Annotated in this window: 39 protein-coding genes; 37 read left to right on the forward strand and 2 right to left on the reverse strand. The window is 67.2% G+C overall.

Going from position 1 to position 25,150, the window contains the following annotated elements:
- Positions 1 to 498 precede the first annotated feature (498 nt).
- The 37 genes from rpsL to truA all read left to right on the forward strand — a co-directional run bounded on the left by rpsL (position 499) and on the right by truA (position 23,079).
- Positions 499 to 873, forward strand: a complete 375-nt coding sequence (rpsL, locus tag FNH05_RS07595; protein ID WP_003102113.1) for a 30S ribosomal protein S12 — start codon at positions 499 to 501, stop codon at positions 871 to 873.
- Positions 873 to 1,343: a 30S ribosomal protein S7 gene (gene rpsG, locus FNH05_RS07600; protein WP_144586620.1), complete on the forward strand. Its 471-nt coding sequence runs from the start codon at positions 873 to 875 to the stop codon at positions 1,341 to 1,343. The genes rpsL and rpsG overlap by 1 nt, the downstream gene beginning before the upstream one ends.
- A 64-nt stretch (positions 1,344 to 1,407) precedes the next feature.
- Complete coding sequence (gene fusA, locus FNH05_RS07605) at positions 1,408 to 3,507, forward strand: elongation factor G (protein WP_144586621.1); 2,100 nt, start codon at positions 1,408 to 1,410, stop codon at positions 3,505 to 3,507.
- Positions 3,508 to 3,633: 126 nt separating this feature from the next.
- Positions 3,634 to 4,827, forward strand: coding sequence for an elongation factor Tu (gene tuf, locus FNH05_RS07610; protein WP_144586622.1), 1,194 nt, complete (start codon positions 3,634 to 3,636; stop codon positions 4,825 to 4,827).
- A gap of 349 nt (positions 4,828 to 5,176) precedes the next feature.
- Entirely contained in the window at positions 5,177 to 5,482 is a 306-nt protein-coding gene (gene rpsJ / locus FNH05_RS07615) for a 30S ribosomal protein S10 (RefSeq protein ID WP_003883485.1), read from the forward strand.
- 31 nt (positions 5,483 to 5,513) lie between these two features.
- Positions 5,514 to 6,170, forward strand: coding sequence for a 50S ribosomal protein L3 (rplC, locus tag FNH05_RS07620; protein WP_144586623.1), 657 nt, complete (start codon positions 5,514 to 5,516; stop codon positions 6,168 to 6,170).
- Positions 6,167 to 6,853: a 50S ribosomal protein L4 gene (gene rplD, locus FNH05_RS07625; RefSeq protein WP_144586624.1), complete on the forward strand. Its 687-nt coding sequence runs from the start codon at positions 6,167 to 6,169 to the stop codon at positions 6,851 to 6,853. Before rplC ends, rplD begins: the two co-directional genes overlap by 4 nt.
- Complete coding sequence (gene rplW / locus FNH05_RS07630) at positions 6,850 to 7,161, forward strand: 50S ribosomal protein L23 (protein ID WP_144586625.1); 312 nt, start codon at positions 6,850 to 6,852, stop codon at positions 7,159 to 7,161. The genes rplD and rplW overlap by 4 nt, the downstream gene beginning before the upstream one ends.
- Positions 7,162 to 7,176: 15 nt before the next feature.
- Positions 7,177 to 8,010: a 50S ribosomal protein L2 gene (rplB, locus tag FNH05_RS07635; protein ID WP_144586626.1), complete on the forward strand. Its 834-nt coding sequence runs from the start codon at positions 7,177 to 7,179 to the stop codon at positions 8,008 to 8,010.
- An 18-nt stretch (positions 8,011 to 8,028) separates the two neighbouring features.
- Positions 8,029 to 8,310, forward strand: coding sequence for a 30S ribosomal protein S19 (rpsS, locus tag FNH05_RS07640; protein ID WP_027940998.1), 282 nt, complete (start codon positions 8,029 to 8,031; stop codon positions 8,308 to 8,310).
- A gap of 27 nt (positions 8,311 to 8,337) precedes the next feature.
- On the forward strand, positions 8,338 to 8,751 hold the full coding sequence (rplV, locus tag FNH05_RS07645; protein ID WP_144586627.1) for a 50S ribosomal protein L22: 414 nt from the start codon (positions 8,338 to 8,340) through the stop codon (positions 8,749 to 8,751).
- A gap of 2 nt (positions 8,752 to 8,753) precedes the next feature.
- Positions 8,754 to 9,602: a 30S ribosomal protein S3 gene (gene rpsC / locus FNH05_RS07650; RefSeq protein ID WP_144586628.1), complete on the forward strand. Its 849-nt coding sequence runs from the start codon at positions 8,754 to 8,756 to the stop codon at positions 9,600 to 9,602.
- A gap of 3 nt (positions 9,603 to 9,605) precedes the next feature.
- The gene (gene rplP / locus FNH05_RS07655; RefSeq protein WP_144586629.1) at positions 9,606 to 10,025 is read left to right on the forward strand and encodes a 50S ribosomal protein L16; all 420 of its coding nucleotides are present in this window, start codon (positions 9,606 to 9,608) and stop codon (positions 10,023 to 10,025) included.
- Entirely contained in the window at positions 10,025 to 10,273 is a 249-nt protein-coding gene (gene rpmC / locus FNH05_RS07660) for a 50S ribosomal protein L29 (RefSeq protein WP_144586630.1), read from the forward strand. Before rplP ends, rpmC begins: the two co-directional genes overlap by 1 nt.
- Positions 10,270 to 10,581, forward strand: coding sequence for a 30S ribosomal protein S17 (gene rpsQ / locus FNH05_RS07665; RefSeq protein ID WP_144586631.1), 312 nt, complete (start codon positions 10,270 to 10,272; stop codon positions 10,579 to 10,581). Before rpmC ends, rpsQ begins: the two co-directional genes overlap by 4 nt.
- 72 nt (positions 10,582 to 10,653) lie before the next feature.
- Positions 10,654 to 11,022, forward strand: a complete 369-nt coding sequence (rplN, locus tag FNH05_RS07670) for a 50S ribosomal protein L14 (protein WP_091505022.1) — start codon at positions 10,654 to 10,656, stop codon at positions 11,020 to 11,022.
- Entirely contained in the window at positions 11,022 to 11,336 is a 315-nt protein-coding gene (rplX, locus tag FNH05_RS07675) for a 50S ribosomal protein L24 (RefSeq protein WP_144586632.1), read from the forward strand. Before rplN ends, rplX begins: the two co-directional genes overlap by 1 nt.
- Complete coding sequence (rplE, locus tag FNH05_RS07680) at positions 11,336 to 11,899, forward strand: 50S ribosomal protein L5 (protein WP_144586633.1); 564 nt, start codon at positions 11,336 to 11,338, stop codon at positions 11,897 to 11,899. The genes rplX and rplE overlap by 1 nt, the downstream gene beginning before the upstream one ends.
- A 3-nt stretch (positions 11,900 to 11,902) precedes the next feature.
- A complete protein-coding gene (locus FNH05_RS07685; RefSeq protein ID WP_091505019.1) occupies positions 11,903 to 12,088 on the forward strand; it encodes a type Z 30S ribosomal protein S14 in 186 nt (61 codons plus the stop codon).
- Positions 12,089 to 12,164: 76 nt separating this feature from the next.
- Complete coding sequence (rpsH, locus tag FNH05_RS07690) at positions 12,165 to 12,563, forward strand: 30S ribosomal protein S8 (protein ID WP_144586634.1); 399 nt, start codon at positions 12,165 to 12,167, stop codon at positions 12,561 to 12,563.
- A gap of 16 nt (positions 12,564 to 12,579) precedes the next feature.
- Positions 12,580 to 13,119, forward strand: coding sequence for a 50S ribosomal protein L6 (gene rplF, locus FNH05_RS07695; protein WP_144586635.1), 540 nt, complete (start codon positions 12,580 to 12,582; stop codon positions 13,117 to 13,119).
- 2 nt (positions 13,120 to 13,121) lie between these two features.
- Positions 13,122 to 13,520 carry a 50S ribosomal protein L18 gene (gene rplR, locus FNH05_RS07700; RefSeq protein WP_144586636.1) on the forward strand — a complete coding sequence of 133 codons (399 nt, stop codon included), beginning with the start codon at positions 13,122 to 13,124 and terminating at the stop codon, positions 13,518 to 13,520.
- Between the two features lie 45 nt (positions 13,521 to 13,565).
- Positions 13,566 to 14,210 carry a 30S ribosomal protein S5 gene (rpsE, locus tag FNH05_RS07705; RefSeq protein WP_144586637.1) on the forward strand — a complete coding sequence of 215 codons (645 nt, stop codon included), beginning with the start codon at positions 13,566 to 13,568 and terminating at the stop codon, positions 14,208 to 14,210.
- 1 nt (position 14,211) lies between these two features.
- Positions 14,212 to 14,397, forward strand: coding sequence for a 50S ribosomal protein L30 (gene rpmD / locus FNH05_RS07710; RefSeq protein ID WP_144586638.1), 186 nt, complete (start codon positions 14,212 to 14,214; stop codon positions 14,395 to 14,397).
- Positions 14,394 to 14,840 (forward strand): 50S ribosomal protein L15, encoded by a 447-nt coding sequence (gene rplO / locus FNH05_RS07715; RefSeq protein WP_144586639.1) that lies wholly within the window; start codon positions 14,394 to 14,396, stop codon positions 14,838 to 14,840. The genes rpmD and rplO overlap by 4 nt, the downstream gene beginning before the upstream one ends.
- A 323-nt stretch (positions 14,841 to 15,163) precedes the next feature.
- Positions 15,164 to 16,471: a preprotein translocase subunit SecY gene (gene secY, locus FNH05_RS07720; RefSeq protein ID WP_144586640.1), complete on the forward strand. Its 1,308-nt coding sequence runs from the start codon at positions 15,164 to 15,166 to the stop codon at positions 16,469 to 16,471.
- On the forward strand, positions 16,468 to 17,022 hold the full coding sequence (locus FNH05_RS07725) for an adenylate kinase (protein ID WP_144586641.1): 555 nt from the start codon (positions 16,468 to 16,470) through the stop codon (positions 17,020 to 17,022). Before secY ends, FNH05_RS07725 begins: the two co-directional genes overlap by 4 nt.
- Positions 17,023 to 17,049: 27 nt before the next feature.
- The gene (gene map / locus FNH05_RS07730; RefSeq protein ID WP_144586648.1) at positions 17,050 to 17,847 is read left to right on the forward strand and encodes a type I methionyl aminopeptidase; all 798 of its coding nucleotides are present in this window, start codon (positions 17,050 to 17,052) and stop codon (positions 17,845 to 17,847) included.
- Between the two features lie 205 nt (positions 17,848 to 18,052).
- A complete protein-coding gene (gene infA, locus FNH05_RS07735; RefSeq protein ID WP_004558881.1) occupies positions 18,053 to 18,274 on the forward strand; it encodes a translation initiation factor IF-1 in 222 nt (73 codons plus the stop codon).
- 133 nt (positions 18,275 to 18,407) lie between these two features.
- Positions 18,408 to 18,521, forward strand: a complete 114-nt coding sequence (gene rpmJ, locus FNH05_RS07740) for a 50S ribosomal protein L36 (RefSeq protein ID WP_004558882.1) — start codon at positions 18,408 to 18,410, stop codon at positions 18,519 to 18,521.
- Between the two features lie 202 nt (positions 18,522 to 18,723).
- Positions 18,724 to 19,104, forward strand: a complete 381-nt coding sequence (gene rpsM, locus FNH05_RS07745; RefSeq protein ID WP_144586642.1) for a 30S ribosomal protein S13 — start codon at positions 18,724 to 18,726, stop codon at positions 19,102 to 19,104.
- The gene (locus FNH05_RS07750; protein WP_186382431.1) at positions 19,101 to 19,304 is read left to right on the forward strand and encodes a hypothetical protein; all 204 of its coding nucleotides are present in this window, start codon (positions 19,101 to 19,103) and stop codon (positions 19,302 to 19,304) included. Before rpsM ends, FNH05_RS07750 begins: the two co-directional genes overlap by 4 nt.
- A gap of 18 nt (positions 19,305 to 19,322) precedes the next feature.
- Complete coding sequence (gene rpsK / locus FNH05_RS07755; protein ID WP_091505007.1) at positions 19,323 to 19,727, forward strand: 30S ribosomal protein S11; 405 nt, start codon at positions 19,323 to 19,325, stop codon at positions 19,725 to 19,727.
- A 23-nt stretch (positions 19,728 to 19,750) separates the two neighbouring features.
- A complete protein-coding gene (gene rpsD / locus FNH05_RS07760) occupies positions 19,751 to 20,356 on the forward strand; it encodes a 30S ribosomal protein S4 (RefSeq protein ID WP_144586643.1) in 606 nt (201 codons plus the stop codon).
- A gap of 91 nt (positions 20,357 to 20,447) precedes the next feature.
- Entirely contained in the window at positions 20,448 to 21,509 is a 1,062-nt protein-coding gene (locus FNH05_RS07765) for a DNA-directed RNA polymerase subunit alpha (protein WP_144586644.1), read from the forward strand.
- An 80-nt stretch (positions 21,510 to 21,589) separates the two neighbouring features.
- Positions 21,590 to 22,168, forward strand: a complete 579-nt coding sequence (rplQ, locus tag FNH05_RS07770) for a 50S ribosomal protein L17 (protein WP_144586645.1) — start codon at positions 21,590 to 21,592, stop codon at positions 22,166 to 22,168.
- Positions 22,169 to 22,230: 62 nt separating this feature from the next.
- The gene (gene truA, locus FNH05_RS07775; protein ID WP_186382432.1) at positions 22,231 to 23,079 is read left to right on the forward strand and encodes a tRNA pseudouridine(38-40) synthase TruA; all 849 of its coding nucleotides are present in this window, start codon (positions 22,231 to 22,233) and stop codon (positions 23,077 to 23,079) included.
- A gap of 67 nt (positions 23,080 to 23,146) precedes the next feature.
- Here the strand turns inward: truA and FNH05_RS07780 are convergent, their stop codons facing one another.
- A complete protein-coding gene (locus FNH05_RS07780) occupies positions 23,147 to 23,869 on the reverse strand; it encodes a hypothetical protein (RefSeq protein ID WP_144586647.1) in 723 nt (240 codons plus the stop codon).
- On the reverse strand, positions 23,866 to 25,044 hold the full coding sequence (gene eccE / locus FNH05_RS07785) for a type VII secretion protein EccE (protein ID WP_144586650.1): 1,179 nt from the start codon (positions 25,042 to 25,044) through the stop codon (positions 23,866 to 23,868). The genes FNH05_RS07780 and eccE overlap by 4 nt, the downstream gene beginning before the upstream one ends.
- Between the last annotated feature and the right edge of the window lie 106 nt (positions 25,045 to 25,150).

Raw genomic sequence — 25,150 nt, forward strand, 5'->3', positions numbered from 1 at the left:
ATGGGGGGCCAGGGGGGCGGCGCGGCCTTCGACCGTCATCACTCGTTCAGGTGGCGGTCCGGGAATCGAAGCGCGCCGGCGGGCGTTGTACGTCACACGAGCGGCGCCCGACCGCGAGCAGGCCGTGGTTCCTACCTTGATCAACACCCGGCTCGCGCGGGTGGCGGATCGGCTAAGGTGGAACGACACACCGCTGGTATCCACCCGAATGCCCCGAAGTCACCCCCGATGTGACTGGACCCGGATCGGGCGGGTATCTTTGATGTCTGTGCCCGGCACGCGCTGGGCCGCTCTGCGTGCCATCCGGCCCGCCGGGGCGCTTCGGTGTTCCCGTCGGACGTCACGGCGAAGCGGAGATCCACGGAAATCCGAGGGAACGTTATCGGTCGAAAGACCTAGACGCGGGCCGACACGCCCGACCTCGGGGGCCGGGGAGAGCGAGAAAAACAGACGCAGAGACGACAGAAGACAAGCAAGACGCGACAGAAAGCTGGTCCATTGCCCACGATCCAGCAGCTGGTCCGCAAGGGCCGCCAGGACAAGGCTGCCAAGCAGAAGACCGCGGCGCTCAAGGGGAGCCCGCAGCGTCGTGGCGTGTGCACTCGCGTGTACACCACCACTCCCAAGAAGCCGAACTCGGCGCTGCGCAAGGTCGCGCGTGTGAAGCTGACCAGCGGCATCGAGGTCACCGCCTACATCCCGGGCGAGGGCCACAACCTGCAGGAGCACTCGATGGTGCTCGTGCGTGGTGGTCGTGTGAAGGACCTGCCCGGCGTTCGCTACAAGATCATTCGCGGTTCCCTTGACACCCAGGGTGTGAAGAACCGGAAGCAGGCGCGTAGCCGGTACGGCGCGAAGAAGGAGAAGAGCTAATGCCCCGCAAGGGTCCGGCCCCGAAGCGGCCTCTGATCTCTGACCCGGTTTATGCCTCGCCGCTGGTCACCCAGTTGGTCAACAAGGTGCTCAAGGACGGCAAGCGCTCCCTGGCCGAGCGCATCGTCTACGGCGCGCTCGAAGGCGCCCGGGAGAAGACCGGCACCGACCCGGTCGTCACGCTCAAGCGTGCCCTGGACAACGTGCGGCCCACCATCGAGGTGAAGAGCCGCCGCGTGGGTGGTGCCACCTACCAGGTGCCCATCGAGGTCAAGCCGGGCCGCTCGACGACCCTTGCCCTCCGCTGGATCGTCGCCTTCTCCCAGCAGCGCCGCGAGAAGACCATGATCGAGCGCCTGCAGAACGAGCTGCTCGACGCGAGCAACGGCCTCGGGGCCAGCGTGAAGCGCCGCGAGGACACCCACAAGATGGCCGAGTCCAACAAGGCGTTCGCCCACTACCGGTGGTGAACGTAGCCCGGCTGCCGACGAAAGCCTGGCCGGGCCCCAAGCTTCTAGACAGGGGAACAGTGCAGTGGCACGCGAAGTGCTGACCGACCTGAACAAGGTCCGCAACATCGGCATCATGGCTCACATCGACGCCGGTAAGACCACCACCACCGAGCGGATCCTGTTCTACACCGGGATCAACTACAAGATCGGCGAAGTCCACGACGGCGCCGCGACGATGGACTGGATGGAGGAGGAGCAGAAGCGGGGTATCACCATCACCTCGGCTGCCACCACCACCTTCTGGGCCGACTACCAGATCAACATCATCGACACGCCCGGCCACGTCGACTTCACCGTCGAAGTGGAGCGCAACCTGCGCGTGCTCGACGGTGCGGTCGCCGTCTTCGACGGCAAGGAAGGCGTCGAGCCCCAGTCCGAGCAGGTCTGGCGCCAGGCCGACAAGTACGACGTCCCCCGGATCTGCTTCGTCAACAAGATGGACAAGCTGGGTGCGGACTTCTACTTCACCGTGAAGACCATCGAGGACCGCCTCGGTGTCCGTCCGCTGGTCATCCAGCTGCCGATCGGCGCCGAGAACGAGTTCGAGGGCGTTGTCGACCTGGTCCGCATGAAGGCGCTGACCTGGCGCGGTGAAGTGCAGAAGGGCGAGGACTACGAGGTCGAGGAGATCCCGGCCGCGCTCGCCGACAAGGCTGCCGAGTACCGCGAGAAGCTGATCGAAGCCATCGCCGAGACCGACGACTCCCTGATGGAGAAGTTCTTCGGTGGCGAGGAGCTGACCGAGGCGGAGATCAAGGCCGGTATCCGCAAGCTCGCCATCGCGCGTGAGGCCTACCCGGTGCTGTGCGGTTCCGCGTTCAAGAACAAGGGCGTGCAGCCCATGCTCGACGCGGTGATCGACTACCTGCCGTCGCCGCTGGACCTGCCGCCGGTCGAGGGCACGCTCACCGACGGTGAGACCCCGGCTTCCCGGAAGGCTTCGGTTGACGAGCCGTTCTCGGCCCTCGCGTTCAAGATCGCCGCGCACCCGTTCTTCGGCAAGCTGACCTACATCCGGGTCTACTCGGGCAAGGTCGCGGGCGGTGCCCAGGTCATCAACTCGACCAAGGAGCGCAAGGAGCGCATCGGGAAGATCTTCCAGATGCACTCCAACAAGGAGAACCCGGTCGACGACGCCCAGGCCGGTCACATCTACGCGGTCATCGGTCTGAAGGACACCACGACCGGCGACACCCTGTGTGACCCGCAGCACCCGATCGTGCTGGAGTCGATGACGTTCCCCGAGCCGGTCATCCGGGTGGCCATCGAGCCCAAGACGAAGGCCGACCAGGAGAAGCTGTCTCTGGCGATCCAGAAGCTGGCCGAAGAGGACCCCACGTTCCAGGTCAACCAGGACGAGGAGACCGGGCAGACGATCATCGCCGGCATGGGCGAGCTGCACCTCGAGGTGCTCGTCAACCGGATGAAGTCCGACTACAAGGTCGAGGCGAACATCGGTAAGCCGCAGGTGGCCTACCGCGAGACCATCCGCAAGACGGTCGAGAAGTTCGACTACACGCACAAGAAGCAGACCGGTGGCTCCGGTCAGTTCGCGAAGGTCATCATCGCGCTGGAGCCGCTCGCGACTACGGACGGTGCGCTCTACGAGTTCGACAACAAGGTCACCGGTGGCCGCATCCCCCGGGAGTACATCCCCTCGGTGGACGCGGGCGCCCAGGACGCCATGCAGTACGGCGTGCTGGCCGGATACCCGCTGGTCGGGTTGAAGGTGACCCTGTTGGACGGTGCGTACCACGAGGTCGACTCTTCGGAAATGGCCTTCAAGATCGCCGGTTCGATGGCGCTCAAGGAAGCCGCGAAGAAGGCCAGCCCGGTACTGCTGGAGCCGATGATGGCGGTCGAGGTGACCACCCCCGAGGACTACATGGGTGACGTCATCGGTGACCTCAACTCCCGCCGTGGCCAGATCCAGGCCATGGAGGAGCGGGCGGGTTCCCGCGTCGTGAAGGCGTTGGTCCCGCTCTCGGAGATGTTCGGTTACGTGGGCGACCTGCGGTCTCGCACCCAGGGTCGCGCGAACTACTCCATGACGTTCGACTCCTACGCCGAGGTTCCGGCGAACGTCGCGAAGGAGATCATCGCGAAGGCGACGGGGGAGTAACACCCGGAGCACCCAACGCGGGCGCGGAAGGGGCCTCCCCTAAGGTCCGCACAACGAACCAGATCGAGTCGCTGTCCGACTGCCACGTCGGCCGGTGAGCAAGCAAGAGTCCAGGAGGACATTCCAGTGGCGAAGGCGAAGTTCGAGCGGAGCAAGCCGCACGTCAACATCGGAACCATCGGTCACGTCGACCACGGGAAGACCACTCTGACCGCGGCGATCACCAAGGTTCTGCACGACAAGTACCCGGACCTCAACGAGTCCCGGGCGTTCGACCAGATCGACAACGCGCCGGAAGAGCGGCAGCGTGGTATCACGATCAACATCTCGCACGTCGAGTACCAGACCGAGAAGCGTCACTACGCTCACGTGGACGCCCCCGGTCACGCGGACTACATCAAGAACATGATCACCGGTGCGGCCCAGATGGACGGCGCGATCCTCGTGGTCGCGGCGACCGACGGCCCGATGCCGCAGACCCGTGAGCACGTGCTGCTCGCCCGCCAGGTCGGTGTGCCCTACATCGTCGTGGCGCTGAACAAGGCCGACATGGTCGACGACGAGGAGATCCTCGAGCTCGTCGAGCTGGAGGTCCGTGAGCTGCTGTCCTCGCAGGAGTTCCCCGGCGACGACGCCCCGGTGGTCAAGGTCTCCGGCCTGAAGGCCCTCGAGGGTGACCCGAAGTGGTCGGAGTCGGTTCTCGAGCTGATGCAGGCCGTCGACGACAACGTGCCGGACCCGGTGCGTGACCTCGACAAGCCGTTCCTGATGCCGATCGAGGACGTCTTCACGATCACCGGTCGTGGCACCGTGGTGACCGGTCGCGTCGAGCGCGGTGTCATCAACGTGAACGAAGAGGTCGAGATCGTCGGCATCAAGGAGAAGTCGCAGAAGACGACTGTCACCGGTGTCGAGATGTTCCGCAAGCTGCTCGACTCGGGCCAGGCCGGTGACAACGTCGGTCTGCTCCTGCGTGGTATCAAGCGTGAGGACGTCGAGCGCGGCCAGGTCGTCGTGAAGCCCGGCACCACCACCCCGCACACCGAGTTCGAGGGCCAGGTCTACATCCTGTCCAAGGACGAGGGCGGTCGGCACACGCCGTTCTTCAACAACTACCGTCCGCAGTTCTACTTCCGCACCACCGACGTGACCGGCGTGGTGACCCTCCCCGAGGGCACCGAGATGGTCATGCCGGGCGACCACGTGGAGATCAAGGTCCAGCTGATCCAGCCGGTCGCCATGGACGAGGGTCTGCGGTTCGCCATCCGTGAGGGTGGCCGGACCGTCGGCGCCGGCCAGGTCACCAAGATCGAGAAGTGATTTCACTCCGACCCCGGGGCTCTTCGGACCCCGGGGTCGGGTTGTGAAATCACGTATGCGACACTATTTGGGTTGCTCGTCGCGGGGCGGCCGATTCGCGGTTGCGGATGCGGCCGCCCTGGCGCGAGTGGTCAGGGCGAGTTCGCCCCGGCGAAATCAGGACCAACCGGCACGGCAATGATCCAGCGGGATCAGTCTGCGTATCGGGCGCGACACGCCCGACCGCGTGGACCGGTCAGCACGATGTTGACGTGCGGAAATAGCGGCACAAGACCGGGACCTTGGCCGGGGCGAAACCGAGTTCGCTCGGGCTCTGTCCAGGGAAGAAGACAAGGAACGAGCTGCAACCATGGCGGGACAGAAGATCCGCATCAGGCTCAAGGCCTACGACCACGAGGCGATCGACGCCAGCGCGCGCAAGATCGTCGAGACGGTGACGCGCACCGGCGCCTCGGTCGTCGGACCTGTGCCGCTGCCCACCGAGAAGAACGTTTACTGCGTCATCCGCTCGCCGCACAAGTACAAGGACTCGCGCGAGCACTTCGAGATGCGCACGCACAAGCGTCTGATCGACATCCTCGACCCGACGCCGAAGACGGTGGACGCGCTCATGCGCATCGACCTGCCGGCGAGCGTCGACGTCAACATCCAGTAAGCGTTGGGCGAGCGGCGGAGATAAGAGACTCATGTCTGACAGGGAAGTGAAGGGCATCCTGGGCACCAAGCTCGGCATGACCCAGGTCTTCGGCGAGGACAACCGGGTGATCCCGGTGACCGTCGTGAAGGCCGGGCCGAACGTGGTGACCCAGGTGCGCACGAAGGACAAGGACGGCTACGAGGCCGTGCAGCTGGCGTTCGGCGCCATCGACCCGCGCAAGGTCAACAAGCCGAAGACCGGCCACTTCGACAAGGCCGGTGTGACCCCGCGCCGTCACGTGGTGGAGCTGCGCACGACCGACGCCGACAGCTACGAGGTCGGCCAGGAGATCACCGCCGAGGTGTTCCCCGCCGGTTCGCGCGTCGACATCACCGGGACCAGCAAGGGTAAGGGTTACGCCGGTGTCATGAAGCGCCACGGCTTCAAGGGCCAGGGCGCCAGCCACGGTAACCAGGCCAAGCACCGCGCCCCCGGCTCGATCGGTGGCTGCGCGACCCCGGGCCGCGTGTTCAAGGGTCTGCGGATGGCGGGCCGGATGGGTAACGTCCGCGTCACCACCCAGGGCCTGACCGTGCACGACGTCCGCCCCGAAGAGGGCCTGCTGCTGATCAAGGGTGCCGTCCCCGGCCCCAACGGCAGCCTCGTGTTCGTCAAGACCGCCGCGAAGGGTGGTGCGACCGCATGACCAGCGTGGAACTGAAGACCCCGGCAGGCACCGCCGAGGGCACCGTCGAGCTCCCCGCGGAGATCTTCGACGTGCAGGCCAACGTGCCGCTGATGCACCAGGTCGTGGTGGCCCAGCTGGCCGCCGCGCGCCAGGGCACGCACGACACCAAGACCCGTGGCGAGGTCTCCGGTGGTGGCAAGAAGCCGTACCGCCAGAAGGGCACCGGCCGCGCCCGCCAGGGTTCGACCCGGGCGCCGCAGTTCGCCGGTGGTGGCGTCGTGCACGGCCCCACGCCGCGTGACTACACGCAGCGCACCCCGAAGAAGATGAAGGCCGCCGCCCTGCGTGGCGCCCTTTCCGACCGGGCGCGCGCGGGCCAGTTGCACGTGCTGACCGGGCTGGTCGGCGGCGAGAAGCCGTCCACGAAGGACGCCAAGAAGGCGCTGGCCGCGGTGACGCAGGCGAAGCGAATCCTCGTGGTGCTCAACCGCGACGAGGAGCAGAGCTGGCTGTCGGCCCGCAACCTGACGTACGTGCACCTGATCCACCCGGACCAGTTGAACACCTACGACGTGCTGGTCAACGACGACGTGGTGTTCACCAAGGCCGCCTACGACACCTTCGTGTCCGGTCCGGTGACGGGCAAGGGCGCCAAGGCCTCGGCCAAGTCGAGTGAGGTTGAAGGGAGTGACGAGCAGTGAGCTCCGTGGCCATCCCTGACCCGCGCGACATCTTGCTCGCGCCGGTGATCTCCGAGAAGTCCTACGGGCTGCTCGAAGACCACAAGTACACGTTCGTGGTCCGGCCCGACGCCAACAAGACCCAGATCAAGATCGCGGTCGAGCAGATCTTCGGCGTCAAGGTGGTCAGCGTGAACACGCTGAACCGGCCGGGCAAGCGCAAGCGGACCCGTACCGGTTATGGCAAGCGCAAGGACACCAAGCGCGCCATCGTGACGTTGTCCGCCGAGAGCAAGCCGATCGAGATCTTCGGCGGACCCGCCGCGTAAGGGACGGAAGCTGTCATGGGTATTCGTAAGTACAAGCCGACCACTCCGGGCCGCCGCGGCTCGAGCGTGTCGGACTTCGCCGAGATCACCCGGTCGGAGCCGGAAAAGTCGCTGCTGCGCCCGCTGCACGGCCGCGGCGGCCGTAACTCCTCGGGCAAGATCACCACGCGGCACAAGGGTGGCGGGCACAAGCGGGCCTACCGGGTCATCGACTTCCGTCGCAACGACAAGGACGGCATCCCGGCCAAGGTCGCGCACATCGAGTACGACCCGAACCGGTCCGCCCGCATCGCGCTGCTGCACTACGTGGACGGCGAGAAGCGCTACATCATCGCGCCGGACAAGCTGAAGCAGGGCGACCAGGTCGAGAGCGGCCCCCGCGCCGACATCAAGCCGGGCAACAACCTGCCGCTGCGCAACATCCCGGTCGGCACCGTGGTGCACGCGATCGAGCTCCGCCCCGGTGGCGGCGCGAAGATCGCCCGCTCCGCCGGTGCCCGGGTGCAGCTGGTCGCCAAGGACGGCCCGTACGCCCAGCTGCGGATGCCCTCGGGCGAAATCCGCAACGTGGACGTGCGCAACCGCGCCACCGTCGGCGAGGTCGGCAACTCCGAACACGCCAACATCAACTGGGGCAAGGCGGGCCGGAACCGCTGGCGGGGCAAGCGCCCGACCGTCCGTGGTGTCGTGATGAACCCGGTCGACCACCCGCACGGTGGTGGTGAGGGTAAGACCTCCGGTGGTCGTCACCCGGTGAACCCGAACGGTAAGCCGGAAGGCCGCACCCGTCGTCGCAAGCCGAGCGACAAACTGATCGTCCGCCGCCGGCGTACCGGCAAGAAGCGCTGAGCAGGGAGGTAGAAGAACATGCCACGTAGCCTCAAGAAGGGCCCGTTCGTGGACGACCACCTGCTCAAGAAGGTGGACGCGCTCAACGAGTCCGGCAAGAAGACGGTCATCAAGACCTGGTCCCGCCGGTCGACGATCATCCCCGACATGCTCGGGCACACGATCGCCGTCCACGACGGCCGCAAGCACGTCCCGGTGTTCGTCACCGAGGCGATGGTGGGTCACAAGTTGGGCGAATTCGCCCCGACGCGGACCTTCAAGGGCCACATCAAGGACGACCGCAAGTCGCGCCGTCGCTGAGCGCGCACCGAGAAGAGGAACTAACGAATGAGTGCCCAGAAGAACGTGGCGGCCGGGGAAGACACAGCTCTTCCCATGGCCTACGCGCGGGCTCGCTTCGTCCGGGACTCGCCGATGAAGGTGCGCCGGGTGATCGAGCTGATCAAGGGTCGTAACGCCCAGGAGGCCCTGGCCGTGCTGCGGTTCGCTCCGCAGGCCGCGAGCCAGCCGGTGGCGAAGGTGCTCGCGAGCGCCATCGCGAACGCCGAGAACAACCTGGACCTGGACCCCGACACGCTGTGGGTGAAGAACGCCTACGCCGACGAAGGTCCGACGCTCAAGCGCATCCGGCCCCGCGCGCAGGGTCGTGCCTACCGGATCCGCAAGCGGACGAGCCACATCACGGTTGAGGTCGAGTCTCGTCCGGAGAAGAAGAGCGGCAAGAAGAAGGGTGGCCGGTAGTAGTGGGCCAGAAGATCAACCCGCACGGCTTCCGGCTCGGCATCACCACGGACTGGAAGTCCCGCTGGTACGCCGACAAGCAGTACGCGGAGTACGTGGCCGAGGACGTCAAGATCCGGAAGCTGCTGTCCACCGGTATGGAGCGCGCCGGCATCTCCAAGGTCGAGATCGAGCGCACCCGTGACCGGGTCCGCGTCGACATCCACACCGCGCGTCCCGGCATCGTGATCGGCCGCCGTGGTGCGGAGGCCGACCGCATCCGCGGCGCGCTGGAGAAGCTGACCGGCAAGCAGGTGCAGCTGAACATCCTCGAGGTGAAGAACCCCGAGGCCGACGCCCAGCTCGTCGCGCAGGGTGTCGCGGAGCAGCTGTCGAACCGTGTCGCCTTCCGGCGCGCGATGCGCAAGGCGATCCAGACCTCGATGCGTTCGCCTCAGGTCAAGGGCATCCGGGTGCAGTGCGGTGGCCGCCTCGGCGGTGCCGAAATGTCGCGCTCGGAGCACTACCGCGACGGCCGCGTGCCGCTGCACACCCTGCGCGCCGACATCGACTACGGCTTCTTCGAGGCCCGCACCACCTTCGGGCGCATCGGCGTCAAGGTGTGGATCTACAAGGGTGACGTCGTCGGTGGCCTGAAGGCCAAGGAGGCCCGTGACGCCGCCGCGGCGGCGGAGCGTGCCCCGCGCCGCGACCGGCCGTCGCGCCCGCGCCGTTCGGGTGCCTCCGGCACCACGCCGACCTCCACCGAGGCCGGGCGGGCTGCGGCCGCCGCGAAGACTGACAGCGACGTCGCGACCAGCGAGGCCCCCGCTCAGGGCGCGCCGGGCGCGGCCGAGAAGACGGAGGGCTGAGGCGTGCTCGTCCCACGCAAGGTCAAGCACCGCAAGCAGCACCACCCGAAGCGCACCGGTGCCGCCACGGGCGGCACGAAGGTGACCTTCGGTGAGTACGGTATCCAGGCGCTTGAACCCGCTTACGTGACCAACCGGCAGATCGAGTCCGCTCGTATCGCCATGACCCGGCACATCAAGCGTGGCGGGAAGATCTGGATCAACATCTTCCCGGACCGCCCGCTCACCAAGAAGCCGGCCGAAACCCGCATGGGTTCCGGTAAGGGTTCGCCGGAGTGGTGGGTCGCGAACGTCAAGCCGGGTCGCGTGATGTTCGAGATGAGCTTCCCGAACGAGGCGACCGCCCGTGAGGCGCTGCGCCGCGCGATCCACAAGCTGCCCATGAAGTGCCGAATCGTGACCCGTGAAGGTGGTGAGTTCTGATGGCGAAAGCTGGAACCGCTCCGTCAGAGCTTCGTGAGCTCACCAACGAAGAGCTCGTGCTGCGCCTGAAGGAAGCCAAGGAGGAGCTGTTCAACCTCCGCTTCCAGATGGCCACCGGGCAGCTGGACAACAACCGTCGGCTGCGCACCGTGCGCACCGACATCGCGCGGATCTACACGATCATGCGCGAGCGGGAGCTCGGCCTGTCGGTCGCTCCCGACGGTGAGAGCGAGGAAGGTGCGGCATGAGCGAGACCGAGCAGCTCGCTGGTCAAGAAGCGCAGAAGCTGGTGCGTTCTCAGTCGGGTCGTAACTACCGCAAGGTCCGTGAGGGCTACGTCGTCTCTGACAAGATGGACAAGACGATCGTGGTCGAACTCGAGGACCGGAAGAAGCACCCGAAGTACCCCAAGGTCGTCCGCACCACCAGCAAGGTGAAGGCGCACGACGAGGAGAACACCGCCGGCATCGGCGACCGCGTGATTCTCATGGAGACCCGCCCGCTGTCGGCCACCAAGCGGTGGCGGCTCGTGCGGATCGTGGAGAAGGCCAAGTAAGTAGGGGCCCGAGCCCCTTCCGTTCCGCCAGGCTCACGAGAGTGAGAACCGGCGAGACATACAGGAGTTGACGTGATCCAGCAGGAGTCGCGGCTGCGAGTCGCCGACAACACGGGCGCCAAGGAGATCCTTTGCATCCGCGTGCTCGGCGGATCGGGGCGGCGCTACGCGGGTATCGGCGACATCATCGTCGCCACCGTTAAGGACGCCATCCCGGCTGCCGGGGTGAAGAAGGGTGACGTGGTCAAGGCCGTCGTCGTCCGCACGGTGAAGGAGCGGCGTCGCCCGGACGGCTCCTACATCCGGTTCGACGAGAACGCCGCGGTGCTCATCAAGAACGACAACGAGCCGCGCGGTACCCGCATCTTCGGCCCGGTCGGTCGTGAGCTGCGTGACCGCAAGTTCATGAAGATCATCTCCCTCGCGCCGGAGGTGTTGTGATGAAGGTGAAGAAGGGCGACACGGTCGTCGTCATTTCCGGCAAGGACAAGGGCGCGAAGGGCAAGGTCATCCAGGCCTACCCGGACCGTCAGCGAGTGCTGGTCGAGGGCGTGAACCGGATCAAGAAGCACACCCGGATCACCCAGACGCAGCGCGGAGCGCAGTCCGGCGGGATCGTTACCCAGGAGGCGCCCATCCACGTTTCGAACGTGATGGTCGTCGACTCGGACGGCAAGCCGACCCGCGTCGGTTACCGCATCGGCGAGGACGGCAAGAAGGTTCGCGTCTCGCGCCGGACCGGTAAGGACATCTGATGACGACCGCAGAGAAAATCGTGCCGCGGTTGAAGACGAAGTACCGCGAGCAGATCAAGAACGAACTCCAGCAGGAGTTCACCTATGCCAACGTGCACCAGATCCCGGGCGTGGTGAAGGTCGTCGTCAACATGGGTGTCGGCGACGCCGCGCGGGACAGCAAGCTGATCGAGGGCGCCGTGCGCGACCTGGCCACCATCACCGGGCAGAAGCCCGAGGTGCGCAAGGCCCGCAAGTCCATCGCGCAGTTCAAGCTGCGCGAGGGCCAGCCGATCGGCGCCCGCGTCACCCTGCGCGGTGACCGGATGTGGGAGTTCCTGGACCGGCTGCTGAGCATCGCGCTGCCGCGTATCCGCGACTTCCGCGGGCTGTCGCCCAAGCAGTTCGACGGCAACGGCAACTACACCTTCGGTCTCAACGAGCAGTCGATGTTCCACGAGATCGACCCGGACGCCATCGACCGCCCCCGCGGTATGGACGTCACCGTTGTCACCACCGCTACCACCGATGACGAGGGCCGCGCGCTGCTTCGCAAGCTCGGCTTCCCGTTCAAGGAGGCGTAAGCCATGGCCAAGAAGGCTCTGATCGCCAAGGCCGCCCGCAAGCCGAAGTTCAAGGTGCGCGCCTACACCCGCTGCAACCGCTGCGGCCGGCCGCACTCGGTGTTCCGCAAGTTCGGACTCTGCCGGGTGTGCCTCCGCGAGATGGCGCACGCGGGCGAACTGCCGGGCGTGTCCAAGTCCAGCTGGTAATCCAAGAACTCAGGCTCCCACTTCGCCACAGGCCCTCACCCAGAGGGAACCAGGCGAGAAAGGTTGACAGGTCACCATGACGATGACCGACCCGATCGCAGACTTCTTGACTCGTCTGCGCAACGCCAACTCGGCGTACCACGACGAGGTCGTGCTGCCTCACTCGAAGCTCAAGGCGAACATCGCGGAGATCCTCAAGCGCGAGGGCTACATCGCGAGCTACCGCTCCGAGCCGGGCGAGAAGCACAAGAACCTCATCGTCGAACTGAAGTACGGCCGCAACCGCGAGCGCAGCATCGCCGGTCTGCGCCGGGTGTCGAAGCCGGGTCTTCGGGTGTACGCGAAGTCCACGGAGCTCCCCAGCGTGCTGGGCGGCCTTGGCATCGCGATCATCTCGACGTCCTCCGGTCTGCAGACCGACCGGCAGGCCAAGCGCAACGGAGTGGGCGGGGAAGTCCTCGCCTACGTCTGGTAAGGGAGGGAGTGTAGGCATGTCACGTATCGGAAAGCTGCCGATCACCGTCCCTTCCGGGGTCGAGGTGACCATCGACGGCCAGCAGATCTCGGTGAAGGGGCCCAAGGGCACCCTGTCGCACACCGTCGCGGAGCCGATCAGCGTGGAGCGCGCCGAAGACGGCACGCTGCACGTGAAGCGGCCCAACGACGAGCGGGAGAGCCGCGCGCTGCACGGACTCACCCGGACCCTGGTGCACAACCTGGTCGTCGGGGTGACCGAGGGTTACGAGAAGAAGCTCGAGATCCACGGCGTCGGTTACCGCGTGCAGGCCAAGGGCAATGACCTCGAGTTCGCCCTCGGCTACAGCCACCCGGTGCTGATCGAGGCCCCCGAGGGCATCACCTTCAAGGTGGAGACCCCGACCCGGTTCTCGGTGTCCGGCATCGACAAGCAGAAGGTCGGCCAGACGGCCGCGGTCATCCGCCGGCTGCGCCGCCCTGACCCGTACAAGGGCAAGGGGCTGCGCTACGAGGGCGAGCGGATCCGTCGCAAGGTCGGAAAGACGGGTAAGTGATCATGAGCGAAACCTCAACCAAGCGGAAGCCGGTCGGCAAGGACGTGTCGACCCGGCGCCGCGTCGCGAAGGCGCGCCGTCACTTCCGGCTCCGCAAGAAGATCAGCGGGACCGCCGAGCGGCCCCGGCTGTCGGTGAAGCGGTCCTCGCGGCACATCTACGTCCAGGTGATCGACGACCTGACCGGCCACACGCTGGCCGCCGCGTCGTCGATGGAGGCCGACGTGCAGGCTCTCGAGGGCGACAAGAAGGCCAAGGCCGCCAAGGTCGGCGAGCTGCTGGCCGCCCGTGCGAAGAACGCGGGTATCTCCGGTGTGGTGTTCGACCACGGTGGCAACGGCTACCACGGGCGGATCGCCGCGCTTGCCGACGCCGCCCGCGAGGCGGGGTTGGAGTTCTAGAACGGTGAAGACGCAGCAGAAGCTTCAAGTTGGAAGGAAAGCCTGATGCCGGGACGTACACGGCAATTCGGCGGCGGGCAGGGCGGTCCGGGCGGCCAGGGCGGTAGCGACCGCGGCGACCGTCGGGACCGCAGGGACCGTCGCGACAGTGGCCGTGGCGGGGCCGGCCAGGACAAGACCCCGCACCTCGAGCGCGTCGTGGCGATCAACCGTGTCGCCAAGGTCGTCAAGGGTGGTCGTCGCTTCAGCTTCACCGCCCTGGTGGTCGTCGGTGACGGCGACGGTCAGGTCGGCGTCGGCTACGGCAAGGCCAAGGAGGTGCCCGCGGCGATCGCCAAGGGCGTCGAGGAGGCGAAGAAGAACTTCTTCCGCGTGCCTCGGATCGCCGGCACCATCCCGCACCCGATCCAGGGTGAGGACGCCGCCGGTGTGGTGCTGCTCCGTCCGGCCAGCGCCGGTACCGGTGTCATCGCCGGTGGCCCCGTGCGCGCGGTGCTGGAATGCGCCGGCGTGCACGACGTGCTGTCGAAGTCGCTCGGCAGCGACAACGCGATCAACATCGTGCACGCGACCGTGGCGGCCCTGAAGGGTCTGCAGCGTCCGGAAGAGGTGGCGGCCCGCCGTGGCCTGCCGCTCGAGGACGTGGCGCCCGCCCGGATGCTGCGTCAGCGTGCGGGACAGGGGGTCTGACGTGGCTCAGCTCAAGGTCACCCAGGTCAAGAGCAAGATCGGCACCAAGCACAACCACCGGGAGTCGCTGCGGACCCTCGGACTGCGCAAGATCCGCCAGTCCGTGGTCCGCGAGGACACCCCGGAGGTCCGTGGCCTCATCCACGCGGTGCGCCACCTCGTGACCGTTGAGGAGGTCCAGGCATGACCGCCATCAAGATCCACCACCTGCGACCCGCGCCCGGCGCCAAGCGCGAGAAGATCCGCGTCGGCCGTGGTGAGGGTTCCAAGGGCAAGACCGCCGGCCGCGGTACGAAGGGCACCAAGGCACGGAAGAACGTGCCCGCCGCCTTCGAAGGTGGCCAGATGCCGCTGCACATGCGGCTGCCGAAGCTGCGTGGCTTCAAGAACCGTTTCCGCACCGAGTACCAGCCGGTGAACGTGGGCGACATCGCTCGCGTGTTCACCGACGGCGGCGCGGTCGGCAAGGACGAGCTGGTCGCTCGCGGCCTGGTCCGCAAGGGCAAGCTGGTCAAGGTGCTGGGCAACGGCGACATCAACGGCGTGAAGCTGGACGTCACCGCGGACGCCTTCTCCACCTCCGCCAAGGAGAAGCTGGAGGCGGCCGGCGGCTCGGCCACCGTCGCCTGATCAGCCCGATCCGGTCCATCCCGGTTCGGTCCGCAGTACCCCGAAAAGACGGCCCGTCACTTGTGACGGGCCGTCTCTTCATGTCCGCGGGAGGGCCCGCCTCGGGCCGTCTGGGAGGGGCGTGGATAACCCGTTGGAGCCATAAAGGTAACCTGCGGTGAGGCCACTACCGTGGCGGCTGTTAGAGTCGGCAGCGCGTTTCGGGACAACTCTGCCCTGAGGCGTTCCTGGCCCAGGCCAGTGCAGCTGTGTTCCCGCCGGCCCCGTGCCGGCCAAGCCGATCGTCGGCGACACCCGCCGGCGACGCCGAGGAGGTCCCCCGCGTGCTCAGCGCCTTCCGCTCGGCTCTCGCTACGCCGGACCTGCGCAAGAAGATCCTGTTCACGCTGATGATCGTGGCCGTGTACCGCATCGGTGCGGTCACTCCGGCGCCTGGGGTCTCCTATCCCAACGTGCAGGCGTGTGGGGCGCAGGCCGACTCATCGGGTATCTACTCGCTGCTGAACCTGTTCAGCGGCGGGGCGCTCCTGCAGCTGTCCATCTTCTCGACGGGCATCATGCCCTACATCACGGCGAGCATCATCATCCAGTTGCTCACCGTCGTGATCCCGCGGTTCGAGGAGTTGAAGAAAGAGGGCCAGTCAGGCCAGAACAAGATGACCCAGTACACCCGGTACCTGACGATCGCGCTGGCGATCCTGCAGGCCACCGGTGTGGTCGCGCTCGCCGACCGCGGGGCCTTGTTCCAGAGCTGCACCGTGCCGATCATCCCGGACAACAGTGTCTGGTCGCTCGCGCTCATCGTCGTCACCATGACCGCCGGTACCGCGGTCATGATGTGGCTGGGGGAGCTCATCACCGAGCGCGGCGTCGGCAACGGCATGTCCGTCCTGATCTTCCTGAACATCGCCGCCCGTATCCCGGCCGAGGGCAAGAACATCCTCGACAGCAAGGGCGGTCTGGTCTTCGCGCTGGTCTGCGCGTTCGGCCTGCTGATCATCGCCAGCGTCATCTTCGTGGAGCAGGGGCAGCGCCGGATTCCGGTGCAGTACGCGAAGCGGATGATCGGCAGGCGGATGTACGGCGGTACCTCGACGTACCTGCCCATCAAGGTGAACCAGGCCGGTGTCATCCCGGTCATCTTCGCGTCTTCGCTGCTCTACCTGCCGGACCTGATCAGCCGTCTGGTGGGTAGCCCGACCAGCCCCTCGGGCTGGCAGGCCTTCCTGCAGAACTACGTGGTCAACCAGGGGAACTACGTACACATCCTGCTGTACTTCGGCCTGATCATCTTCTTCACGTACTTCTACATCACGATTACGTTCAACGTGGACGAGCGTGCTGAGGAGATGAAGAAGTTCGGTGGCTTCATTCCGGGTATCCGTCCCGGTCGTCCGACCGCGGAATACCTGAACTATGTGCTCGGCAGGATCACCCTGCCCGGGTCGATCTACCTCGGTGTCATCGCCATCCTGCCCAACTTCTTCCTGTCCATGACCCAGCAGGGGAACAACCAGAGCTTCCCCTTCGGCGGTACCGCCGTGCTGATCATGGTGGGTGTCGGCCTTGACACCGTGAAGCAGATCGAAAGCCAGCTCATGCAGCGTAATTACGAAGGGTTTCTGCGATGACACGCCTGGTTCTTGTCGGCCCGCCTGGAGCGGGAAAGGGTACCCAGGCCGAGGCGTTGTCGCAGAAGCTGTCCGTCCCGCACATCTCCACCGGCGAACTGTTCCGTGCCCACGTCGCCGAGCGCACCCCGCTGGGCGAGGAGGCCAAGCGCTACCTCGACTCGGGCGAGCTCGTGCCGGACACCGTGACCAACGAGATGGTGCGCGAGCGCCTGGCCGAGGCCGACGCGAAGGCCGGTTTCCTGCTGGACGGGTTCCCGCGCAACGCGAAGCAGGCCGAGGTGCTCGGCAACATGCTGGCTGAGGTCGACACCGCGCTGGACGCGGTCATCCAGCTGGACGTGCCGGAGGACGTGGTCGTGGAGCGGCTGATGTCGCGGGGCCGCTCGGACGACACCGAGGAGGTCATCCGGCGCCGTCAGCAGGTGTACCAGTCGGACACCGCTCCGCTGCTCGAGTACTACAAGGACATCCTGATCAAGGTGGACGGCGTCGGCGACGTCGAAGAGGTCTCCGCACGGGTGCTGAACGCCCTGCGTGACCGCCACTGAGGCCGAAGGCGTCATAAGGCATTGAGGCTGTTGCGGCGGCGTAGCTCGATCGAGATCAAGACTCCGGGCGAGTTCGAGGCCATGCGGGCGGCGGGTCTGGTGGTACACCGGACCCTGACCCTGCTGGCCGAGGCGGTCAAGCCCGGGGTGAGCACCGCGGAGCTGGACGAGCTCGCGGAGCAGACCATCCGGGAGGCGGGGGCAGTGCCCTCGTTCAAGGGCTACCACGGCTTCCCGGCGTCGATCTGCGCTTCGGTGAACGAGCAAGTCGTCCACGGGATCCCGGCGAACACCACGGTTCTCGCCGACGGTGACCTGATCTCGATCGACTGCGGCGCCATCCTCGACGGATGGCACGGTGATTCGGCCGTCACGCTGGCCGTGGGTACGGCCTCGGCTGCCGACCTCGCGCTGTCCGAAGCGACCAAGAGCGCCATGTGGGCCGGCATCAAGGCGGCCGTGCCCGGCGCGAAGCTGACCGACATCTCCCACGCCGTCCAGGTGGCCGCGGAAGCGGCCGGCGAGGCCGACGGGGTTTCCTACGGGGAGATCGTGGCGTACGGCGGGCACGGGATCGGTCGCGAGATGCACATGGACCCGTTCCTGCCGAATGTCGGCAAGCCCGGGAAGGGGCCTCGCCTGCGGGTGGGGATGGCTCTGGCGATCGAACCGATGCTGACCGGCGGTTCCGGTGAGACCCTCGAGCTCGACGACGGGTGGACCGTGATCACCGAGGACGGATCGCGTGCGGCCCACTGGGAGCACACCGTCGCCATCACCGAGGACGGTCCCTGGGTGCTGACCGCGGCCCCCGAAACCGCCTGACGCGGCCCCTGCCTTAACACAGCTCACCCCGGCTCGCAGGCTGCGACACGGAGTGCGTACACTTGTTAGTCGGCGACTCATCGCGCCGGTTCCAGCGCGCTCGTGATCTCTCGCGTGAAGTGTTCTTGGATTCGGGGTGGTGTGTGCGTCGGCACCACACAGTCAGGCATTCGGTGCTCAACCAAAATCACGAAACGCGGAGGATATGGCTAAGAAAGACGGGGCCATCGAGGTCGAGGGTCGCGTGGTCGAGCCACTCCCCAACGCGATGTTTCGAGTCGAGTTGGAGAACGGCCACAAGGTCCTGGCGCACATCAGCGGCAAGATGCGGCAGCACTACATCCGCATCCTGCCGGAGGACCGGGTTGTCGTAGAGCTTTCGCCCTACGACCTGTCCCGTGGTCGGATCGTCTACCGCTACAAGTGATCACGTTGGGCAACGGTTAAGAAGACGGGTTGCGAACCCGGGTGAGGGTACCTGTGCCCTCACCACGCGCATGTCCGGGCACGTGGGTGCCGGGAGGGCGCACGGGGTCGTGGCGAACAAGGAAGCAGGAGACGTGAAGGTTCAGCCGAGCGTCAAGAAGATCTGCGACAAGTGCAAGGTGATCCGCCGCCACGGCCGGATCATGGTGATCTGCGAGAACCTGCGTCACAAGCAGCGTCAGGGCTGATCACGGCACTGTCCGCGGAGCGGATTGGCCACCTCAACCCTCCCCGCACCTGCCGGACCGGCGACGGTCCGGCCGACCCCCGGACTCCAGGCCGGGGCCGGGACACCAGCCGCGCGAGCGGATGGCACGACAGCGAGTCGGTCCCGGAACCGGGCGGGGAGCACACCTGGAGTGACGAAGACACAAAGGAGCATCAGCGCCCATGGCACGACTCGCTGGCGTCGATCTTCCCCGCGAAAAGCGGCTGGAGATCGCGCTGACCTACATCTACGGCATCGGCCGTACCCGCTCGAAGCAGCTCATCGCGGCGACCTCCCTCAACCCGGACACCCGGGTGCGGGATCTCTCCGACGATGACCTCGTCAAGCTGCGGGATCACATCGAAGAGAACTTCAAGGTCGAGGGTGACCTTCGCCGCGAGGTGAACGCCGACATCCGGCGCAAGATCGAGATCGGCTGCTACGAGGGTCTCCGGTGGCGGCGCGGGCTTCCCGTCCGCGGCCAGCGCACCAAGACCAACGCTCGTACCCGCAAGGGGCCGAAGAAGACGGTCGCCGGGAAGAAGAAGGCCGGCAAGAAGTGAGTGTTCAGGGCAAGAAGGTCGTGCGTTTCGGTGGGCAGCGGCTCACCCGGACCTCGTGCGTATCGCCGAAGGCCCTCTACGCGCGCCCGATGGCGCTGCGTCAGTTGTACGCCGACGCCGGCTCGCTGATCCGTCGTGGACAGCGGGAAGCCCTGGAGGCAGCATCAGCCGCCGCCGCTCACGAAGACAGCTCGCGCTAAGAGGAGAATCACCCAGACATGCCACCCAAGTCTCGTACCGCCGGGGCCAAGAAGGTCCGGCGGAAGGAAAAGAAGAACGTCGCGCACGGTCACGCGCACATCAAGAGCACGTTCAACAACACCATCGTGTCGATCACCGACCCCACCGGTGCGGTGATCTCGTGGGCCTCGTCCGGCCACGTCGGGTTCAAGGGCTCGCGCAAGTCCACCCCGTTCGCCGCGCAGATGGCCGCCGAGAACGCGGCCCGCAAGGCCGCCGAGCACGGCATGAAGAAGGTCGACGTGTTCGTCAAGGGCCCGGGTTCCGGCCGTGAGACGGCGATCCGTTCGCTGCAGGCCGCCGGTCTCGAGGTCGGCACCATCCAGGACGTGACCCCGCAGCCGCACAACGGCTGCCGCCCGCCCAAGCGGCGCCGGGTCTGAGGAACGGGGAGGAGTAAGAACACATGGCTCGCTACACCGGCCCCGCGACTCGTATCTCGCGGCGTCTCAAGGTTGACCTCATCGGCGGCGACCAGGCTTTCGAGCGTCGTCCCTACCCGCCCGGCCAGCACGGCCGCGGCCGGGTCAAGGAGAGCGAATACCTGCTCCAGCTGCAGGAGAAGCAGAAGGCCCGCCACACCTACGGCATCCTCGAGCGGCAGTTCAGCCGCTACTACAAGGAAGCCGCCCGGCGCACCGGCAAGACCGGTGAGAACCTGCTGCAGATCCTGGAGTCCCGCCTGGACAACGTGATCTACCGCGCCGGCATCGCGCGCACCCGCCGTCAGGCCCGCCAGCTGGTCAGCCACGGGCACTTCCTGGTCAACGGCCAGAAGGTGAACATCCCCAGCTACCAGGTGGCGAAGTGGGACATCATCGACGTGCGGCCGAAGTCGCTGCCGATGCTGCCCTTCGTCGCCGCGAAGGAATCCTTCGGCGACCGGCCCGTCCCGGCTTGGCTGCAGGTCGTGTCGTCGAACCTCCGCGTCCTGGTGCACCAGCTCCCCGAGCGTGCCCAGATCGAGGTTCCGGTGCAGGAACAGCTGATCGTCGAGTTCTACTCGAAGTGATCGAGAGCGGCGGCGCGTCCCATGCGCGCCGCCGCTTCGCCACCCCTTTCGGCGTCATATGGCGGGCGCCGGCAGGAAAGGAAGAAAGAAAGTGCTGATTTCCCAGCGACCGGCCCTCGGCGAGGAGCCGATCAACGAAACCCGGTCCCGGTTCACCATCGAGCCGCTGGAGCCCGGCTTCGGGTACACGCTCGGCAACTCGCTGCGGCGCACGCTGCTGTCGTCCATCCCGGGCGCGGCGGTCACCAGCATCCGCATCGACGGTGTCCTGCACGAGTTCACCACCGTCCCGGGGGTGAAGGAAGACGTCACCGACATCATCCTGAACCTCAAGGAACTGGTCGTGTCCTCCGAGGAGGACGAGCCGGTCACCATGTACCTGCGCAAGCAGGGCCCCGGTGAGGTCACCGCGGCCGACATCGTGCCCCCGGCCGGTGTCACCGTGCACAACCCCGATCTGCACATCGCCTCGCTGAACGGCAAGGGCAAGCTGGAGATCGAGCTGGTCGTCGAGCGCGGCCGCGGTTACGTGCCCGCACTGCAGAACAAGCAGGCCGGCGCCGAGATCGGCCGGATCCCGGTCGACTCGATCTACTCGCCGGTGCTCAAGGTCACCTACAAGGTCGAGGCGACCCGTGTCGAGCAGCGCACCGACTTCGACAAGCTGATCCTGGACGTGGAGACCAAGCCGTCGATCACGCCCCGGGACGCCGTCGCGTCGGCAGGCAAGACGCTGGTCGAGCTGTTCGGTCTCGCCCGCGAGCTGAACGTCGACGCCGAAGGCATCGAGATCGGCCCGTCGCCGCAGGAGGCGGACACCATCGCCGCCTACGCGATGCCGATCGAGGACCTCGACCTGACCGTCCGGTCGTACAACTGCCTCAAGCGCGAGGGCATCCACACCGTGGGTGAACTCGTCTCCCGCAGCGAGGCGGACCTGCTCGACATCCGCAACTTCGGTGCCAAGTCGATCGACGAGGTCAAGCTGAAGCTGGTCGGTCTGGGTCTTTCGCTCAAGGACAGCCCGCCCGGGTTCGACCCGACGGCCGCCGCCGCCAGCTACGAGGGCGAAGGCTGGTCCGAGGGCGTCGACACTATTTCGGACGCTGGCCACGACGACGGCCAGGACTACGCAGAGACGGAGCAGTTGTAGGCCGGTGACCGCTCGTCCACCGCGGCCGCCTGCGGTGGACGAGCGCGGCCTGCAGCCGCAAACCTGAACGAGGAGAAGCAATGCCCACCCCCACGAAGGGCCCCCGTCTCGGTGGATCGTCGGCCCATGAGCGGTTGATGCTGGCGAACCTGGCCACGTCGCTGTTCGAGCACGGCAAGATCAAGACCACCGAGGCCAAGGCGCGCCGGATGCGTCCGCTCGCCGAGAAGCTGATCACCAAGGCCAAGCGGGGCGACCTGCACAACCGCCGCCAGATCCAGCGTGTCATCCGCGACAAGGACGTGGTGCACAAGCTGATCGCGGAGATCGGCCCGTTCTTCGCCGACCGCGAGGGCGGCTACACCCGGATCACCAAGACGGTCCCGCGCAAGGGCGACAACGCCCCGATGGCGGTCATCGAACTGGTGGCCGAGAAGACGGTGACCTCGGAGGCCGAGCGCGCTCGCAAGACCACGTTCGCCAAGGACGAGGCCGCGGCTCCGGTCGAGGAGACGGCGACCGAGGCCGCCGCCGACGCTGCCGCCGCCGACCAGGACGCCGAGGCTCCGGTTTCGGCGACGACCGAGGCGGCCGCGGAGCCGGCCGAAGGCGCCGACGAGGAGACCCCGAAGGCCGAGGACAAGAAGGACGAGTCCTGACGGGGAGCTTCAGCCCGCGTGACGAGCCCGCTCACCCCAGGGGGGAGAGCGGGCTCGTTCGTCTGCGGCTCGACGTCAGTTACGACGGCACGGGCTTTTCGGGGTGGGCGCGGCAGCCCGGCAGGCGAACTGTGCAGGGCCTGCTGGAGGAGGCGCTCGCCAAACAGCCCCCCGGCGCGGCCGTGCCGCACTCGGTGGTGGTCGCCGGGCGTACCGACGCCGGTGTGCACGCGACGGGCCAGGTGGTGCACGTGGACGTGGTGCCGTTCGACGGGCCGGATCCCTCCGCCAGGCTCGCCGTGGACGAGCACGGCATTCCCGAGCTGACCCGCATGTGCCACCGCTGGAACCGGTATCTGCCGGGCGATGTCCGGGTGCTTGGTGCCCGGGTCGCCCCACCAGGATTCGACGCTCGCTTCTCCGCTGTTCGACGGCACTACCGGTACCGCGTTTCGGACGCGCCGTGGGGCGTGGATCCTCTGCGGCGCCACGACACCCTTCCCTGGGGCCGTCCGTTGTCCGTGGACGCGATGAACGACGCTTCCGGGGCATTGCTGGGGCTCAGGGACTTTGCGGCCTTCTGCAAGCAACGAGAGGGCAGTACGACGATCCGCGAGTTGCAGTGCTTCAGGTGGCGGCGACTCGACGAGCATCTGATCGAGGCCGAGGTGTCGGCCGACGCGTTCTGCCATTCGATGGTGCGCAGCCTGGTGGGGGCCCTGCTCCTCGTCGGGGACGGGCGGCGTGCGACGGGCTGGCCCGCGGAGGTGCTGAGCAGCCGTGTCCGGGACAGCGCGGTGGCCCCCGCACACGGGCTCACGCTGGTCGGTGTCGATTACCCGCCGGACGAAGAACTCGCCGCTCGCGCCGAGCAGACCCGCAACGTGCGGCAGGCCGGCGAAGTGTCCTGACCCTAGGCGCCGACGCGAAAGCGCCCTCTCCGAAGACTTGGAGAGGGCGCTTTCCCATTTCGTGGGCTCAGTCGCCCCGCCGCACCGGGCCGAGGATCTGCTGCTCCCTCGGCGTGCTGACCAGGCGCAGCGGCCGCCACAGGTTCTGACCCAGCGCCACCACCTGGTCATCCTTGAGCGTGGTCAGTTGCCGCACCATCTGCGGCGGCAGCCGCCAGATGCGGGCGGCCAGTTCGGCCTGCCCGACCGGAAGCCGTTGCATGAGCACGATGTCCGCCGCGTTCGCGATCGTCGTGGCCTGCGGATGCAGGTACGGCAGCACGTAAACCGTGGTCTGCCAAGGCGAACGGGGCGGGAACAGGTCCTGCGGCGTCGGTCCGCCGTCGGTGACCACCAGCAGCGGCGCGTCCTCGGAGGGGCGGGGCAGTTCGACCGGCGACAGGCGGCGGATCTGCACCAGCGGTGAGGGGGCACCGTTCGGCTGGTTGCCCGCGGCCTTGGGAAGCACCTGCCAGGCGGCGGGACGCCCGGTCGCGATGACCACCCAGGCGCCGACGGCCATCGACCGCATCGCCACCTGCCGAGCCAGGTACAGACCACCGACGAGCACGATCCTGGTCGGCATCGAGCGCAGCGCCGAAATCGTCAGCGCCTCGCCCTTCAAGCCCGAACCCACCACGATGCCGCCCCGGTCCCCGGACGGGCTGATCGCGTCGAGCAGGGACGGATCGACGGTGAACTCCGGCGCCACCCCGTTGTTGCGGCCCGGATCGCGCAAGCGCAGGCTCATGCCGTGCCTCCCATCGGCAGGGTCGCCGCGAGTCCTTCGATCTGCAGGCCGCGCAGCGGGGTGAGGGAAACGCCGATCCGGTCGGCCAGCGTGTTCAACCGCTCGTCCGCGGAGTCGAGCTCACGCGGGTTGCGTGCGCTCAGCCGGACCACACCACGCAGGCCGATCTGTCCCTCGTCGTCCGACGGCGAGATGGACAGCGCCACCGTTGCCGAAAGCGCACGCACACTCGTCAGCGCGTTCAGGGTTCCGGTGATCTTGCCCCTCGGCCAGCTGGTGACCGCGTAGCTGGCGTGCCCGATCCCGGCGGCCGTCGCGCTGGTCCAGTGCTCGCGGAGGTTCACCCGAGCGGCATTCCCTGCCACCGCCGTGAGTTCCGCAGCGGAGATTCCCGCGCGCAGCACCTCGTCGGGGGCGAGCGGACGCGTCGGCACCCCCTGCGACTCCAATGCGTTGCGGACCCGGGACAAGGCGCCGATGAGCGCGCGGTGCGCACCGACGACCCCGCCACCCCGTTCCCGCACGGCCGCCGAGCAGCGACGCGGGTCCAGCCGGATCGCCACCCAGGTGGTGCGGCGGGCGGCGGCGGGCAGCGGGCCGAGCACCTCCATGTACGAGCTCAGCGCGGGGGATTCGGCGGGCAGCGCGGCGCTTCCCGGGTAGGTGTGCCAGATGACCTGGATGGAGTCGAGTACCACGCCACGGTCTTCCAGGCAGCGCGCCAGGCCGGACAGCGGAAGGCTCGGTGCTCCGTCGGCCTGCGTGATCAAAGCCGGGGTGGGCTCGACGAGCAGTACGGCCGTCCAGGTGCCCTCGTGCAACGCGAGGCCGACGGGGGCACGTTCGTGGTCCACGGTGTGCGCCACCACGAGATCCGGTACGACGAGCCGAAGGAGACTGACCCTGGCGTCCTCGGGGCCGGTGACCGACTCGTCCTGCCTGGGCTCGACGTTGGGCGGAGGGGGCGTGACCGACCGGCCGTGCGAACGGAACGCGTAGCGGAGGGTGAGCCCGAACCACTGGGTGAACCATTTCCCGCGCCAGCGCAGGATCGCGATCAGCAGCGCGGCGCCAAGGAAGCCGACCCCGACGTAGAGCAGCGACTTGTTGATGGCGAGCAGGATCAGCCCGATGGCCAGCCCGACTTCCAGCACGACGAGGTTGGTGACCGGGATCGGTCCGAGGGCAGCGCCGAGCGCGCGGCGGCGCGCCGGAGGCGCGACCCTGGCCGGCGCCGCTCCGGAGGGCTGGCCGGGCTGTCGCGGGGGCGGGCCGCCGGGT

The organism is Amycolatopsis rhizosphaerae (genome assembly GCF_007713715.1).
Lineage (GTDB): Bacteria > Actinomycetota > Actinomycetes > Mycobacteriales > Pseudonocardiaceae > Amycolatopsis_E > Amycolatopsis_E rhizosphaerae.